Source organism: Nocardioides jejuensis (assembly GCF_004337475.1).
GTDB lineage: Bacteria > Actinomycetota > Actinomycetes > Propionibacteriales > Nocardioidaceae > Nocardioides > Nocardioides jejuensis.
Genome location: NZ_SJZJ01000002.1, coordinates 1 through 14,027 on the forward strand (window position 1 = coordinate 1; position 14,027 = coordinate 14,027).

Below are 14,027 nucleotides of genomic sequence, written 5' to 3' on the forward strand. Positions count from 1 at the left end.
CGGCCAAACTGTCAGACTGACAGTTTGGCCGGCTCCGGGAGACGAACTGGATCAGCGCGTCACTTGAGCTCGGCGCTCGAGAGTCCGAGGACCCGGCGAGCGACGATGAGCTGCTGGATCTGCTGCGTGCCCTCGAAGATGTCGAGGATCTTGGAGTCGCGCGCCCACTTCTCGAGCAGCTCCGTCTCGGCGTAGCCGACGGCGGTGCAGAGCTCGACACAGGAGAGCGTGACGTCCGAGCCGACGCGGCCGGCCTTGGCCTTCGACATCGACGCCTCGAGCGAGTTCGGCTTCTTGTTGTCGGCCATCCAGGCGGCCTGCATCGTGAGCAGGAGCGCACCCTCGAGGTCGGCCTCGAGCTGGAGGAACTTCGCAGCAGCGGCGTGCTGGAGGTAGGCCGGCTTGTCGTAGTCGATCTCGACACCGGCCTGCGCGAGCAGGTCACGGGTCAGGTCGAGGGACGCCTTGGCGCAGCCGACGGCCATGCCGGCGACCAGCGGGCGGGTGTTGTCGAAGGTGGCCATCGCACCGGCGAAGCCCTCCTTGACGTTGATCTCCGGGTTGCCCAGGAGGTTCTCCGCCGGGACGCGGGCGTCCGTGAAGGTGATCACCGCGGTGTCGGAGGCGCGGATGCCGAGCTTGTGCTCGAGACGCTCCACCTTGACGCCCGGGGTGTCCTTGAAGACGACGAAAGACTTGATCGCGGCCTTGCCGAGCGACTTGTCGAGCGTGGCCCACACGACGATCGAGTCAGAGCGGTCACCCGCGGTGACGAAGATCTTCTCGCCGTTGATGACGTAGTGGTCGCCGTCCTTGACCGCGGTGGTCGTGATGGCCGACGAGTCCGAGCCGAACGACGGCTCGGTGATCGCCATCGAGGCCCACGTGCCCTTGAACCGCTTCATCTGCTCGTCGGTCGCGACGGACGCGATCGCCGAGTTGCCCAGGCCCTGGCGCGGGAACGCGAGCATCAGGCCCGTGTCGCCCCAGCACATCTCGATGACCGAGAGGACGGACGCGATGTTGGAGCCGTTCTTGTTGCCCTTGTCGACGGGGGCGTCCACACGGACACCCGCGGCGCCGGCACCCTCGGACGAACCCGACGACTCGAGGCCGTCGATCATCGCGGCGAGCATGTCGAGTTCCTTGGGGTACGCGTGCTCAGCGAGGTCGTACTTGCGGGAGATCGGGCGGAGCATGTTCATCGCGACCTGGTGGGCCTGCTCGATGAACGCCTTCTGCTTCTTGGGAGTCTCAAGATTGATCATGGCTGTATTCCTGTCTGAGGCCGTGAGGCTCAGACCAGGACGCCTCCTTCCAGGATGCCGACGGCCCGCAGGTCGCGGTACCACCGCTCGACCGGGTGCTCCTTGGTGAAGCCGTGGCCACCGAGCAGCTGGACGCCGTCGAGGCCGATCTGCATGCCCTTGTCGGCGCAGATCTTGCGCGCGAGCGCGATCTCGCGGGTGGCGTCCTGACCACGGGCGACACGCGAGGCGGCCTTGTAGGTGATCAGGCGCATGGCCTGGAGCTCGATGGCGATGTTGGCGACCATGAACGCGACCGACTGGCGGTGCGAGATCGGCTCACCGAAGGCCTCACGCGTCTGGACGTACGGCACGACGTAGTCGAGGACGGCCTGGCCGGTGCCGATGGCGAGCGCGCACCAGGCAAGGCGCGAGTAGCGCACGGCCTCGGTGTACGTCGAGCCGTCGGTCTCGCCGAGGATCGCGTCCGCATCGACGGTCACGTCGCGCAGGTGCAGCTTGGAGAGGCTGGCGGCCTTGAGGCCCATGGCCGGGTCACCCTCGACCTTGATGCCCTCGGCGCCGGACTCGACCAGCACGAGGACGTTCTTGCCGTCGAGCTGCGCGCCCACGACGAAGAGCTCGGCGTCGGCGCCGCGGACGACGAGCGACTTGGTGCCGTTGAGGACGAGCTTGTCGCCCTGGCGTACGGCGGTGGTGGACGGCTTGAAGACGTCGAAGAGGACGGCCGGCTCGGTCAGCGCGAGCGCCGCAGCCGGAACGCCGTCACCCTCGGTGAACGACGGGAGGTAGGTCTGCTGCTGCTCGTCGGAGCCCCACAGGCTCAGGGCGGTGGCAACGGCGCCCGGCGCGAGGAGCGCCACGGCCATGCCCATGTCGCCCTTGGAGAGCGCCTCGTGGACCAGCGTGCCAGCGACGGCGGACCGCTCCTCGGCGATGCCGCCGAGCGACTCGGCGACACCGAGGATCGGGAGACCGATCTCGAGCGACGCAGCGAGCACGTCCTGCGGCGTCACGGCGGCCTCGTTGGCCTCGGACGCGAGCGGACGGACGGCCTCCATCGCGAACTCGGAGACGACGTCGACGAGCATCTGCTCGTCCTCGGTCGGGGTCAGGTCGAAGAGACCCTTGCCGGCCGCAGCCGGGGTCTTGACGCCGGGAGCGCCCTTCTTGCCCTTCTTGGCGAAGGTGCGGCTCGCGGTCGCAGCGACCTTGAATCCGCTCTTGGTGGCGTTGAAGACGACGGCTTCGGTCGTCTTGCGCATCTTGAGCTTGTCGAGGAGGGGGCTCTGGCCGAGCTTGTTCAGCGCAAGGACGGCGATACCGATGGGATCGCGGGTCTCCTTGCTGGAAAGACCGAACTTGCCGCCGGCCCGGGTGACAGGGTTCTGGGACATGCGGCAACTGTAACTGTGAGTTACACATTGCGCTACAGAGACGCGCAGCACACTAGAATTTCCGCCATGACGAGTGACTCCCCCGCATCCCACGCGCCGCACGGACCGCTGCCGACCGGCGGCACGGTCCGTCCGATCACCCGTTGGGGCGAGCCCGTCATGCACCACGCGCTGCAGCCGGTGACGGCGTACGACGAGGCGCTGCGGGCTCTGGCTGCCGACATGGTCGCCACGATGTACGCCGCCGAGGGTGTCGGCCTCGCTGCCAACCAGATCGGCGAGGACCTCGCGCTCTTCGTCTTCGACTGCCCGGACGCAAGCGGCGCGCACACCGTCGGCGTCGTGTGCAACCCGGTCGTCACCGTGCCCCAGGGCAAGGGACGCCGGCTCGACAAGGGCGACGAGGGCTGCCTCTCCTACCCCGGCGCGTTCGTGCCGCTGTCCCGCCCGGACTACGCGGCCGTCGACGGGTTCGGCCTCGACGGCGAGCCGGTGCACTTTGAGGGTGACGGCCTGCTCGCGCGTTGCCTCCAGCACGAGACCGACCACCTCGCGGGCACGGTCTTCGGCGACCGCCTGGCGTTCGGCGCCCAGAAGAAGCTGCGCAAGCAGATGGAGCAGGCGATCGAGGAGTTCCCGCTCACCTGGCCCGCCAACCTCGGCTGACGGGCCGCGCGTCGCGGGTCAGGCCTTGCGGCCGGTGCCGTACGCCTGCCCGAGCATCGTGTCGGTGACGCTGTTGGGCATCAGGTCGAACGACCCCCGGATCAGGCGCGCCCCCTTGCCGACCGGGTAGACCGCCTTCGGGCGCTTCGCGGTGGCGACCTTGGCGATCTTGCGGCCGACCACGTCGGGCGTGCAGGACATGGCCGGACCGTCGGCGGTCTCGAGCACCTTGAACGCGCGCTGGGCGTACGGGCCGTATGCCGTGCTGCCGGACGTCTCCAGGAGCGAGTCGCGGGAGATGGTGTTCCACTCGGTGACGACACCGGCCGGAGCCACGCACGACACCGAGACACCGAACGGCGCGACCTCGAGCCGCATCGAGAAGCTCAGGCCCTCCACCGCGAACTTCGTGGCGTGGTACCAGGCACCGAACGGCTCGTAGAGCCGCGCGCCGATGCTGGAGATGTTGATGATCCGGCCGCTCTTCTGCTTGCGCATGGACGGCAGGACGAGCTGGCTCAAGCGAGCCAGGCCGAAGACGTTGACCTCGAACTGGCGGCGCGCTTCGTCGATCGGGACGTCCTCGACAGCGCCGTAGGAGCCGTAGCCGGCGTTGTTGACCAGCACGTCGATGCGGCCCTGCTCCTGGAGGATCCGGTTGACGCAGGCCTGCATCGAGGCGTCGTCGGTGACGTCGAGCGCGACCACGTGGGCACCCTTGTCGGCCAGCCCGACCATCCGCTCGGTACGCCGCGCGGCGGCGTACACGATGAATCCCTTGCCGAGGAGCTCGACCACGGCGGATTCGCCGATGCCGCTCGAACCGCCGGTGACCAGTGCGACCTTCTTCGTCATGCGAGGCAGCGTAGCGACCGGGGCGCCCGCGCGCCGTCCTCCTCAGGGAGGAGATCCAACGGCCTCAGCGCGTGGCGTAGAACGTGACCGCGGTGGCCGCCGCGACGTTGAGCGAGTCGACGCCCGGCTCCATCGGGATCAGCACGCGGTGGTCGACCTGCTGCTCGGTCTTCTTGTGTACGCCGGCTCCCTCGGTGCCGAAGACGAAGGCGAGCCGTTCGTGGCGCATCGCGGCGAGCTCGTCGAGGGTGATCGCGTCGTCGGCAAGGGTCAGCGCAACGGGCACCACGTCCGCGGCCCGCAGAGCGCGCAGGATGTCCTCCATCCCCCGCGCCCGTGTCCAGGGCATCGAGTAGACGTTGCCCATGCTGGTCTTGCTGGCTCGGCGGTAGAGCGGGTCGGCGGTGCGCTCGGTCAGCACCACCGCGTCGACGGCCAGGGCTGCCGCGTTGCGGAAGATCAGGCCCACGTTGCCGTGGTCGACCAGGTCCTCGAGGACGGCGATCCGCAGCTTGCCCGGCTTCGCCAGGAGGGTGCCGAGATCCGGCAGCGGCTTACGGTCGAACGACGCGAGCGCGCCGCGGTGCAGGTGGAAGCCCGCCACCTCGGCGATCTGCTTCTCCCCCAGCACGTACGCCGGGGCGTCGCTCGCCGCGAGCACGTCGGCGAGGCCGTCGACCCACTTGGGCTGGAGGAGGAAGGCGCGTGGGGTGAAGCCGGCCTCGGCCGCACGGCGTACGACCTTGGCGCCTTCGGCGAGGAAGAGCCCGTGCTCCCCCTCGAGGGAGACACGCAGGTCGACGTCACGCAGGTCGCGGAAGTCCGCGAGCCGCGGATCGTTGACGTCCGTGACGTCGACCAGGCGGGCCATCAGCGGCCGTAGCGCTCCGGGTTGGCGACGGCGACGACCTCGCCCACGACGATGATCGCCGGCGGCGTGACGCCCTCGGCGACGAGGTCGTCAGCGAGCGTGCCGAGCGTCGAGAGCACGGTGCGCTCGTCCGGCATCGTGCCGTCCATGATCACCGCGACCGGCGTGTCCGCCGGGCGGCCCCCGTCGACGAGGGCGGCGGCGATCTTGGGAGCGTTCTCGACCGCCATCAGCAGGACGAGCGTGCCCTGCATCTGCGCCGCGGCAGCCCAGTTGACCAGCGAGTCCGGGTGCCCCGGCGGGATGTGGCCGGAGATCACGGTGAACTCGTGCGTCACGCCGCGGTGCGTGACCGGGATGCCGGCACGCGCGGGGACCGAGATCGACGAGGACAGGCCCGGGATGATCTCGACGGGTACGCCGGCGGCGTTGCAGGCGATGATCTCCTCGTAGCCGCGGCCGAAGACGAAGTTGTCGCCGCCCTTGAAGCGAACGACCCGCTTGCCCGCGAGAGCCCGGTCGACGATGACCTCGTTGATGAACTCCTGGCTCGCGTAGCGACCGCGCGGGAGCTTGGCGACGTCGATCAGCTCGACGTCCGGCGCCAGGTCGGCCAGCAGCTCGCGCGGGGCGAGGCGGTCGGCGACGACCACGTCGGCCGACGCGATCGCGTTGCGGGCGGCGATGGTGACCAGGTCAGGGTCGCCGGGACCGCCGCCGACCAGCACGACACCGGCCTTCTTCGACTCGACTGACGGGGTGCGGAGCGCCGTGCCGTCGCGCAGCGCCTCCAGGATCTGGTCGCGCACGGCAGCCGAACGCCGCGGCTCGCGGTTGGCGAGCACGGCGATGGTCAGTCCGTCGTGGCGGCCGACTGCCGGCGTCCACGCGGTCGCTTCGGAGGCGTCGTCGGAGCGGACGCAGAAGATCCGGCGCTCCTCGGCGGCTGCGGCCACCTCGGCGTTCGTCTCGGCGTTGTCCGTCGCCGCGATGGCGTACCAGGCGCCGTCGAGGTCGGCCGGCTCGAAGTCGCGGATGGCGAGGGTGATCTCGTCGGACATGCCCTCGATCGCCATCGTCGCCTCACGGGCGACGACGTGGACGTCAGCGCCGGCAGCGATCAGCGTCGGGATCCGGCGCTGGGCGACATGACCGCCACCCACGACGAGCACCTTGCGGCCGGCGAGCCGCAGCCCGACCGGGTACGTCGGCAGGTCGGCCATCACTGACCGCCCGCCATGACCGACGCGAGGGTCGCCATCTCGGTGAGGATCCGGGCGGCGGCCTGGACGATCGGCACGGACAGTGCCGCGCCGGTGCCCTCGCCGAGGCGCAGGTCGAGCTCGAGGAGCGGACGCAAGCCGAGCTGCTCCAGCGCGATCCGGTGGCCCGGCTCGAAGGAGCGGTGGCCGGCGATGCAGTAGCCGACCGAGGCGGGCGCAATCTTCTGCGCGACCAGCGCGGCGGAGCCGGCGATGACGCCGTCGAGGATCACCGGGATGCCGCGCGCTGCTGCGCCGAGGACGAAGCCCGCGATGCCGGCGTGCTCGAGGCCACCGACCTCGGCGAGCACCTCGACGCCGTCTGCGTCGGCACTGATGCGCGCGACGGCGTCGGCCACGATCGAGGTCTTGTGCGCGAGCATCTCGTCGTCGATGCCGGTGCCACGACCAGTGACGACGTCGGCGGCGGTGCCGGTCAGCGCCGCGATCAGGGCAGCGGACGGCGTGGTGTTGCCGATGCCCATGTCGCCAGTGATCAGGAGGTCGGCGCCACCGTCGATGAGCGTGTTGGCGACCTCGATGCCGGCCTCGAGGGCCTGGATGGCCTCGTCACGGGTCAGCGCCGGGCCCTTCGCCAGGTCGGCGGTGCCGGGGCGGACCTTCTTCGAGACCAGCTCCGCGCCGCCTTCAGCGCCAGGGCCCTCGGCGAACGGGCCAGCAACGCCCATGTCGACCACGGTCACGGAAGCACCAGCGGCACGCGCGAGGACGTTGATCGCCGCGCCGCCCTGCTGGAAGACGTTGCACATCACGAAGGTGATGTCGGAGGGCCATGGCGTGACGCCCTGCGCGAGCACGCCGTGGTCGCCGGCGAACACACCGACGGCAGGCTTCGCCGGGACCGCCGGAGGGCAGGTGCGGGCGATGCCGGCGAGCTGGGCCGAGAGCGACTCCAGGACGCCGAGCGCACCGGCGGGCTTGGCCAGGCCGGCCTGTGCGGCCTCGGCGGCAGCCACCGCCTCCGCGTCGATCGGCTGGATGCTGGCAACGGTGCTGCTGAGGACTTCACTCACGCCCCCATTCTCTCCACCTCACGGTGGATCGGCGTACCGGTGCCCAGAGGGCGGGCGCGTTAACAGTGCGTTGCGGGCATTCCCCTGCCCGCCTGGCGTGGCTACGGTGCCCGCATGAGCCTCGATCGCCCCGTGACGCCGGATCCCTACGACCTGCTGCCGCCCGTGCCGGCGTTCGCGGTGACCAGCAGTGACGTGACCGACGGTGCTCCACTCGACCAGGCGCAGGTCAACGCCGGCGGCAACACCTCGCCGCAGCTCCACTGGAGCGGCGCCCCCGAGGGGACGAAGTCGTACGTCGTGACCTGCTTCGACCCTGATGCGCCGATCGTCTCCGGCTTCTGGCACTGGACCGTGTGCGACATCCCCGCGTCGGTGACGTCGCTCGACACCGGTGCCGGCGCAGGCGACGGATCACTGCCTGCCGGCGCGTTCCACGTCCGCAACGACGGCGGCGGCCTCAACTTCATGGGCGCCGCCCCGCCGCAGGGTGACCAGGTGCACCGCTACTACTTCGTGGTGCACGCCGTCAGCGAGGAGACGCTGGGCGTCGACGGCTCGGTCTCCCCCGCGGTGGTCGGCTTCAACCTCGCGTTCAAGACGCTGGCGCGTGCCGTCATCGTCGGCACCTACCAGCACTGAGCGCCGCGCCAAACTGTCACGCTGACAGTTTGGCGCCCCGTGACACTTCCGAAGTGTCAACTGCGGCGAAACTGTCAGACTGACAGTTTGGCGCGGCGTCGCTCAGCCGCGGAGCTTGTCGAAGCTGAGGAACCCGGCGGCGTCCGGGTCGAACTCGGTGCTGCCCTGGAGCTTGCGTGCGGGCGGTACGTCGGCCCGCGCCGACGGCCCGTCGAGCAGCGCCACGAGCTCCGCCGCTGCCCGATCGACGCGCGCCGCGAGTCGGCCGCCGGCGTTCGAGCCGAAGTCCTCCGACGCAGCGAAGACGCCCGTCGGGACCGGCGTCGCCTTCAGGTAGGAGAACAGCGGCCGCAGCGCGTGATCGAGCACCAGCGAGTGGCGCGCGGTACCGGCGGTCGCACCCATCAGGACCGGCTTGCCCTCGAGCGCTCCCGGCTCCAGGACGTCGAAGAACGTCTTGAAGAGCCCCGAGTACGACGCGGAGAAGACCGGCGTCACGGCGATCACCGCGTCGGCGTCCGCGACGGTCTGCAGCGCCTGCGCCAGCGCACCGGACGGGAACCCGGTGAGCAGGTTGTCCGCCAGTGCCCGCGCGTGCTCGCGCAGCTCGATCACGTGGAGCCGGACGTCCTCGCCCCGCTCGAAGAGCCGCGCCTCGACCGCGCTCGCGAGCTGGTCGGCCAGGATCCGCGTCGAGCTCGGGCTGGACAGGCCCGCGGAGACGACAGCGATGTGCCGGGTCATCAGGCGTCCTCCGCCCGGTGACCGGTCGCCGCGTCCGCGTCGGCGTACACCGTCGCGTCGTGCGCGCCACCGGCAGCCGCCACCCGGGCACCGTGGGTCGGCGCGTCCGGGATGTGCGCCGGACGACCCTCCGCGTAGCCGGCCCGCAGGTCGGGGAGGATCTCGCCGAGCAGGTCCATCTGCTCGAGGACGGTCTTGATCGGCAGGCCCGAGTGGTCGACGAGGAAGAGCTGGCGCTGGTAGTCGCCCACGTAGTCGCGGAACGAGAGCGTCTTCTCGAGGAACTGCTGCGGCGAGCCGACGGTGAGCGGCGTCTGCGAGGAGAAGTCCTCCAGCGACGGGCCGTGGCCGTAGACCGGCGAGACGTCGAAGTACGGGCGGTACTCCTTCACCGCGTCCTGACTGTTCTTCCGCATGAAGAACTGACCACCGAGGCCGACGATCGCCTGGTCGGCGTCGCCGTGGCCGTAGTGCTCGAACCGCTGGCGGTAGAGGCGCACCATCTGCTCGGTGTGCGAAGCGGGCCAGAAGATGTGGTTCGCGAAGAAGCCGTTGCCGTAGTACGCCGCCTGCTCCGCGATCTCGGGGCTGCGGATCGAGCCGTGCCACACGAACGGGGGAACGCCGTCGAGCGGGCGCGGCGTCGAGGTGAAGCCCTGGAGCGGCGTGCGGTACTTGCCCTCCCAGGTCACGACGTCCTCGCGCCACAGCCGGTGCAGGAGGTCGTAGTTCTCGATCGCGAGCGGAATACCGTCGCGGATGTCCTTGCCGAACCACGGGTAGACCGGGCCGGTGTTGCCGCGGCCGAGCATGACGTCCATGCGGCCGTCGGAGACGTGCTGCAGGTAGGCGTAGTCCTCGGCCAGGCGCACCGGGTCGTTGGTGGTGATCAGCGTGGTCGCGGTGGACACGATCAGCTTCTCGGTCTGCGCGGCGATGGCACTGAGCAGGATCGGCGGGTTGGCCGGCGAGGCGAACGGCGGGTTGTGGTGCTCCGCCGTCGCAAAGACGTCCAGCCCGATCTCCTCGGCCTTCTTGGCGAGGGTGATCGTGTTCTTGATCTTCTCGTACTCGGTCGGGGTCGTGCCATTGACCGGGTCCGGCGTCACGTCGCCGACGGTGAAGATGCCGATCTGCATGTCCATCACTCCTTGGTAGATGACGTGTCAACCATATACCCTTCGGGTGCATTCCCGGACACGGAACGCGCCGATCCGGACAGAATGCGGCCATGACCCTGTCCCGCCCCGGCCCGCGGGCGTTCCTCGTCCTCGCGATGCTCCTGCTGGCGGCCACGGTCAGCCAGCTCGCGGTGGCGACGTTCGTGCCCGGCATCGACCGCTTCGCGGGGAAGGCCTTCGGCGCCCGGCTCGCGGCGTACCCGCTGATGATGCTGGCCGTCCCCGCAGCGTGGTGGCTGCGCCAGCGCGCCACGCGTCGGCACGCCCCGGCGCCGTGGGGCGCCTTCGCGCTGATCATGGTGCCGTTCCTGGTCGACGTCACCGGCAACACCCTCGACCTCTACGACTCGGTCGTGTGGTGGGACGACCTCAACCACTTCGTGAACTGGATCCCGCTCTCGGCCGGTGTCGGGCTGCTCCTCACCGGCGGGCTCACGCGACGCTGGCAGGTGGTGCTGCTGACCGCCGGCATCGGTGCCCTGCTGGCGATCTGCTGGGAGCTCGGCGAGTGGTACACCTTCATCCGGCACGGGACCGAGCTCAATACCGCGTACGAGGACACCCTCGGCGACGAGGCGCTCGGCACCACCGGCGGGCTCGTCGCGGGTCTGCTGGTCGCCTTCGGCCGCCGCCTGCCAGACTCGGCACCATGACGACGACAGACGTCCTCGGCGCTCCGTACACCGCCGAAGTCATCGACCTCCCCGCTGACGCCGAGGGCCGCGTGGTCGCCACGCTGGTCAAGCGGTCGGCCGACGCCCCGACCGGCAAGGCCGTGCTCCACGTGCACGGCTTCTGCGACTATTTCTTCCAGACCTCGTACGCCGAGTGGTGGACGTCGCGCGGCTACGACTTCTACGCGCTGGACCTGCGGAAGTACGGACGGTCCCTGCTCCCCCACCAGACGCCGAACTTCGTGCACGACCTCGCCGACCACTTCCGCGAGCTCGACGAGGCGTGGTCGCGCATCACGACGCGCGACGGCCACGACCAGGTCGTCCTCTCCGCACACTCGACCGGCGGCCTCACGGTGCCGCTGTGGGTCCGTGAGCGGGCGATCCCGGCGGCAGGCATCGTCCTCAACTCCCCCTGGTTCGACCTGCAGGGCCCGGCCTGGCAGCGGACCTGGGGCACGTCGTTGATCCAGGCTGTCGGGCGGCTGGCGCCGATGGCGGTCATGCCTCGCAACGTGAGCGGCACCTACGGACGCAGCCTGCACCGCGACTTCGAGGGCGAGTGGGACTTCGATCTCGCATGGAAGCCCGCCGACTCGTTCCCGGTCCGCTTCGGCTGGATCAGCGCCATCCGTCGCGGACACGCCGCGGTGCACCGCGGCCTCGGCCTGACCATGCCGATCCTGGTGCTCTCCTCGGCGCGCTCCGGGACCGCAGCCACCGTCGACGAGACGGCCCGATCCACGGACCTTGTCCTCGACGTCGAGCAGATCCGGCAGTGGGCTCCGTCGCTCGGTGACGACGTCACGAGCGTGGCGATCGAGGGCGGCCTGCACGACCTGTCGCTGTCGCGCGAGGACGCGCGGACGCGCTTCTACGACGCGATCGGCGACTGGTTGGGCACACACCTCGGCTAGGTTGCTGCGATGAACCCGATCACCGGCATCGCCGTCATCCGGACCGCCATCGGAGCGGGAGCGCTCGTCGCTCCTCGTGCCTCGGCGACGCTCTTCAACCTCGATGCCGACGCGTCGTCGCCGTACGTCATGCGGCTGTTCGCCGCGCGGGAGATCGGTCTCGGCGTGGCCACCCTCGCTGCACCGGCCAACGTCCGGACCGCTCTTGTCGCGGGCGGCATCGCGATCGACGCCAGCGACGCGGTGGCCGGCTACCTCGCACTGGAGGACGGTGAGGTCAGTCGCGTCGGGCAGGCGAAGCTGATGGCTCCCGCCGTCGCCGCCGTGGCGGGTGCCGTGGTCGGGCTTGCGCTCAGCCGACGAGGAATCTGACCAGCGCCACGCTGCCGACGACCACGATCAGCGCACGCAGCGCGGGCGCCGGCAGCTTGCGGCCCCAGCTCGCGCCGAGCTGGCCGCCGATGGTCGAGCCGACGGCGATCAAGGCCACGATGCGCCAGTCGATCGTGCCGAACGCCGCGATCACGAACACCAGACCGGCGACGCCGTTGCCCAGCGCCGCCAGCACGTTCTTCACGCCGTTGAGGCGCTGCAACGTGTCATCGACACCGGCGCCGAGGACCGCCATGCAGAGCACACCCTGCGCGGCACCGAAGTAGCCGCAGTAGACCCCGACACCGAGGATCGAGGGCCACACCCAGCCGGCGCCGTTGGCCGGAAGGCCACCGAGCCCGGCGTGCTTGCGGGCGACCGCCCGCGAGATCCGCGGCTGCAGCACGACCAGGACCAGGCCGAGCAGGATCAGCACCGGCACGATCGCGCGGAACGCCGCGGACGGCAGCACCAGCAGGAGCAGGGCGCCCGCGGTCGCACCGATCAGGGTCGCGGACGCGAACCGGAGGATGCGGCCTCGCTGGCCGGCCAGCTCGCGCCGGTAGCCGTAGGCGCCAGAGACCGAACCGGGCACCAGGCCGATCGCATTGGAGATGTTCGCCGTCACGGGCGGAACACCGAACGCGAGGAGGGTCGGGAACGTCACCAACGTCCCCGACCCCACCACGGTGTTGATCGTGCCGGCGGCGACCCCCGCGAGGAGGATCGCCGCCATCTCGAGCGGACTCACGCCTGGTCTGCAGCCCCGTCGGTGAGCTTGCCCAGGCCCGCGAGGGCGCCGCTGAACTCGCTCGGCAGGATCCAGACCTTGTTGGCCGAACCCTCGGCCAGCTTCGGCATCGCCTGGAGGTACTGGTAGGCCAGCAGCTTCTGGTCGGGGTTGCCGTCGTGGATGGCCTGGAAGACCTGCCCGATGGCCTGCGCCTCACCCTGCGCACGCAGGATCGCGGCCTCGCGGTCACCCTCGGCCGACAGGATCAGCGCGGTCTTGGCGCCCTCGGCGTTGAGGATCGCAGCCTGCTTGTTGCCCTCAGCGGTGAGGATCGCCGACTGGCGCTCACCCTCGGCGGTCAGGATGGCGGCGCGCTTGGAACGCTCGGCACGCATCTGCTGCTCCATCGCGTCGGAGATCGACGGCGGCGGGTCGATGCCCTTGAGCTCGACACGGTTGACGCGGACGCCCCACTTGCCGGTGGCACCATCGAGCTCGCCACGCAGACCGTTGTTGATCTGGTCGCGCGAGGTGAGCGCGTGCTCCAGCGTCATGCCACCAACGATGTTGCGGAGCGTGGTCATGGTGAGCTGCTCGATCGCCTGGATGTAGTTGGCGATCTCGTAGGTCGCGGCGACCGGGTCGGTGACCTGGAAGTAGATGACCGTGTCGATCGAGACGGTCAGGTTGTCCTCGGTGATGACCGGCTGCGGCGGGAACGACACGACGTTCTCACGCAGGTCGATCATGTAGCGCACGTTGTCGATGAACGGCACCACCATGTTCAGACCGGCGGGCAACGTCGCGTGGTACTTGCCGAACCGCTCCACGACTCCCGCAAAGGCCTGCGGCACGATCCGCACGGTCTTCACGAGGAAGACGATGACCAGGATCAGCCCCAGCACCAGGATGACGGCTACTGCTTCCACTTCACTCCCCCTCAACTGACGGGCGCACGACGGCTGTCGCACCCCGGATCTCGATCACGTCGACCGACCGGCCCGGCTCGAGTGCCACACCGTCGGCCGCCGTGGCGGTCCACGTCTCGCCGTCGAGCCGCACGGCACCGGGCTCGTGGCCCGCGATGCGCGTGGTCACGACCGCCCGCATGCCGACGTAGCGCTGGATGCCCAGCGCCGTGCCGGGCGAGCGGTGCAGGCGGTGCAGCAGCGCGGGGCGAACGAGCCCGAGCGCGGCCACCGCGGCGATGCCGGCGATGATCACCTGCAGCACCCAGCCGGCGCCGAACGCAGCAGCCACAGCGCCCGCGAGGGCACCACCGGCCAGCATCAGCAGCACGAAGTCCAGACTGGCGAGCTCGAGGGCGGCCAGCACGAAGGCCAGCCCCACCCAGGCCTCCCAGGCGTGGCCCCGGATCCATTCCATGGTGCGAATCTAGCGGGAAATGCCA

The 14,027-nt window shown here is 70.1% G+C and carries 15 protein-coding genes and 1 pseudogene; 5 read left to right on the top strand and 11 right to left on the bottom strand.

Annotated features, from left to right (window positions below; genetic code table 11):
- Positions 1-59: 59 nt before the first annotated feature.
- Positions 60-1,268, bottom strand: coding sequence for an acyl-CoA dehydrogenase family protein (locus EPD65_RS01380; RefSeq protein WP_131581229.1), 1,209 nt, complete (start codon positions 1,266-1,268; stop codon positions 60-62).
- Between the two features lie 29 nt (positions 1,269-1,297).
- On the bottom strand, positions 1,298-2,665 hold the full coding sequence (locus EPD65_RS01385; protein ID WP_131581231.1) for an acyl-CoA dehydrogenase family protein: 1,368 nt from the start codon (positions 2,663-2,665) through the stop codon (positions 1,298-1,300).
- Positions 2,666-2,731: 66 nt separating this feature from the next.
- Between EPD65_RS01385 and def the strand changes: the two genes are divergently transcribed.
- Entirely contained in the window at positions 2,732-3,331 is a 600-nt protein-coding gene (gene def, locus EPD65_RS01390; protein ID WP_131581233.1) for a peptide deformylase, read from the top strand.
- 18 nt (positions 3,332-3,349) lie between these two features.
- Here the strand turns inward: def and EPD65_RS01395 are convergent, their stop codons facing one another.
- The 4 genes from EPD65_RS01395 to cobT form a co-directional block, all read right to left on the bottom strand.
- Complete coding sequence (locus tag EPD65_RS01395) at positions 3,350-4,186, bottom strand: oxidoreductase (protein ID WP_131581235.1); 837 nt, start codon at positions 4,184-4,186, stop codon at positions 3,350-3,352.
- Between the two features lie 64 nt (positions 4,187-4,250).
- Positions 4,251-5,057, bottom strand: a complete 807-nt coding sequence (locus EPD65_RS01400; protein WP_131581237.1) for a TrmH family RNA methyltransferase — start codon at positions 5,055-5,057, stop codon at positions 4,251-4,253.
- Positions 5,057-6,280 carry a uroporphyrinogen-III C-methyltransferase gene (gene cobA, locus EPD65_RS01405; RefSeq protein ID WP_131581239.1) on the bottom strand — a complete coding sequence of 408 codons (1,224 nt, stop codon included), beginning with the start codon at positions 6,278-6,280 and terminating at the stop codon, positions 5,057-5,059. Before cobA ends, EPD65_RS01400 begins: the two co-directional genes overlap by 1 nt.
- The gene (gene cobT / locus EPD65_RS01410) at positions 6,280-7,353 is read right to left on the bottom strand and encodes a nicotinate-nucleotide--dimethylbenzimidazole phosphoribosyltransferase (RefSeq protein ID WP_131581241.1); all 1,074 of its coding nucleotides are present in this window, start codon (positions 7,351-7,353) and stop codon (positions 6,280-6,282) included. Before cobT ends, cobA begins: the two co-directional genes overlap by 1 nt.
- Positions 7,354-7,467: 114 nt before the next feature.
- On the opposite strand from cobT, the gene EPD65_RS01415 reads away from it, so the two are divergent.
- Positions 7,468-7,995: a YbhB/YbcL family Raf kinase inhibitor-like protein gene (locus EPD65_RS01415; protein WP_131581243.1), complete on the top strand. Its 528-nt coding sequence runs from the start codon at positions 7,468-7,470 to the stop codon at positions 7,993-7,995.
- Positions 7,996-8,097: 102 nt separating this feature from the next.
- Here EPD65_RS01415 and EPD65_RS01420 read toward each other — a convergent pair whose 3' ends face one another.
- Both EPD65_RS01420 and EPD65_RS01425 read right to left on the bottom strand, forming a co-directional pair.
- Positions 8,098-8,739, bottom strand: coding sequence for an FMN reductase (locus tag EPD65_RS01420; protein WP_165872842.1), 642 nt, complete (start codon positions 8,737-8,739; stop codon positions 8,098-8,100).
- Positions 8,739-9,878 carry an LLM class flavin-dependent oxidoreductase gene (locus tag EPD65_RS01425; protein ID WP_131581593.1) on the bottom strand — a complete coding sequence of 380 codons (1,140 nt, stop codon included), beginning with the start codon at positions 9,876-9,878 and terminating at the stop codon, positions 8,739-8,741. The genes EPD65_RS01420 and EPD65_RS01425 overlap by 1 nt, the downstream gene beginning before the upstream one ends.
- A 92-nt stretch (positions 9,879-9,970) precedes the next feature.
- Between EPD65_RS01425 and EPD65_RS01430 the strand changes: the two genes are divergently transcribed.
- The 3 genes from EPD65_RS01430 to EPD65_RS01440 are packed head-to-tail and all read left to right on the top strand — an operon-like array spanning position 9,971 to position 11,883.
- Entirely contained in the window at positions 9,971-10,573 is a 603-nt protein-coding gene (locus tag EPD65_RS01430) for a DUF2238 domain-containing protein (protein ID WP_243640382.1), read from the top strand.
- The gene (locus EPD65_RS01435; protein WP_131581245.1) at positions 10,570-11,511 is read left to right on the top strand and encodes an alpha/beta hydrolase; all 942 of its coding nucleotides are present in this window, start codon (positions 10,570-10,572) and stop codon (positions 11,509-11,511) included. The genes EPD65_RS01430 and EPD65_RS01435 overlap by 4 nt, the downstream gene beginning before the upstream one ends.
- Positions 11,512-11,520: 9 nt before the next feature.
- Complete coding sequence (locus EPD65_RS01440; RefSeq protein WP_131581247.1) at positions 11,521-11,883, top strand: hypothetical protein; 363 nt, start codon at positions 11,521-11,523, stop codon at positions 11,881-11,883.
- On the opposite strand, the gene EPD65_RS01445 is transcribed toward EPD65_RS01440, so the two are convergent.
- The 3 genes and pseudogenes from EPD65_RS01445 to EPD65_RS01455 all read right to left on the bottom strand — a co-directional run bounded on the left by EPD65_RS01445 (position 11,864) and on the right by EPD65_RS01455 (position 14,002).
- The gene (locus EPD65_RS01445; protein WP_131581248.1) at positions 11,864-12,634 is read right to left on the bottom strand and encodes a sulfite exporter TauE/SafE family protein; all 771 of its coding nucleotides are present in this window, start codon (positions 12,632-12,634) and stop codon (positions 11,864-11,866) included. The genes EPD65_RS01440 and EPD65_RS01445 overlap by 20 nt on opposite strands.
- A 29-nt stretch (positions 12,635-12,663) precedes the next feature.
- Positions 12,664-13,545: pseudogene (locus EPD65_RS01450) on the bottom strand (SPFH domain-containing protein); the annotation flags it as partial.
- 1 nt (position 13,546) lies between these two features.
- On the bottom strand, positions 13,547-14,002 hold the full coding sequence (locus EPD65_RS01455; RefSeq protein ID WP_131581252.1) for an NfeD family protein: 456 nt from the start codon (positions 14,000-14,002) through the stop codon (positions 13,547-13,549).
- Between the last annotated feature and the right edge of the window lie 25 nt (positions 14,003-14,027).

Excerpts from the sequence above, each read along its gene's own strand:
- EPD65_RS01380 (WP_131581229.1), bottom strand. The coding sequence starts at position 1,268 with ATGATCAATCTTGAGACTCCCAAGAAGCAGAAGGCGTTCATCGAGCAG.
- EPD65_RS01420 (WP_165872842.1), bottom strand. The coding sequence starts at position 8,739 with ATGACCCGGCACATCGCTGTCGTCTCCGCGGGCCTGTCCAGCCCGAGC.
- EPD65_RS01440 (WP_131581247.1), top strand. The coding sequence starts at position 11,521 with ATGAACCCGATCACCGGCATCGCCGTCATCCGGACCGCCATCGGAGCG.
- EPD65_RS01435 (WP_131581245.1), top strand. The coding sequence starts at position 10,570 with ATGACGACGACAGACGTCCTCGGCGCTCCGTACACCGCCGAAGTCATC.
- EPD65_RS01455 (WP_131581252.1), bottom strand. The coding sequence starts at position 14,002 with ATGGAATGGATCCGGGGCCACGCCTGGGAGGCCTGGGTGGGGCTGGCC.
- EPD65_RS01430 (WP_243640382.1), top strand. The coding sequence starts at position 9,971 with ATGACCCTGTCCCGCCCCGGCCCGCGGGCGTTCCTCGTCCTCGCGATG.
- EPD65_RS01425 (WP_131581593.1), bottom strand. The coding sequence starts at position 9,878 with ATGCAGATCGGCATCTTCACCGTCGGCGACGTGACGCCGGACCCGGTC.
- def (WP_131581233.1), top strand. The coding sequence starts at position 2,732 with ATGACGAGTGACTCCCCCGCATCCCACGCGCCGCACGGACCGCTGCCG.
- EPD65_RS01385 (WP_131581231.1), bottom strand. The coding sequence starts at position 2,665 with ATGTCCCAGAACCCTGTCACCCGGGCCGGCGGCAAGTTCGGTCTTTCC.
- cobA (WP_131581239.1), bottom strand. The coding sequence starts at position 6,280 with ATGGCCGACCTGCCGACGTACCCGGTCGGGCTGCGGCTCGCCGGCCGC.
- EPD65_RS01415 (WP_131581243.1), top strand. The coding sequence starts at position 7,468 with ATGAGCCTCGATCGCCCCGTGACGCCGGATCCCTACGACCTGCTGCCG.
- EPD65_RS01400 (WP_131581237.1), bottom strand. The coding sequence starts at position 5,057 with ATGGCCCGCCTGGTCGACGTCACGGACGTCAACGATCCGCGGCTCGCG.
- EPD65_RS01395 (WP_131581235.1), bottom strand. The coding sequence starts at position 4,186 with ATGACGAAGAAGGTCGCACTGGTCACCGGCGGTTCGAGCGGCATCGGC.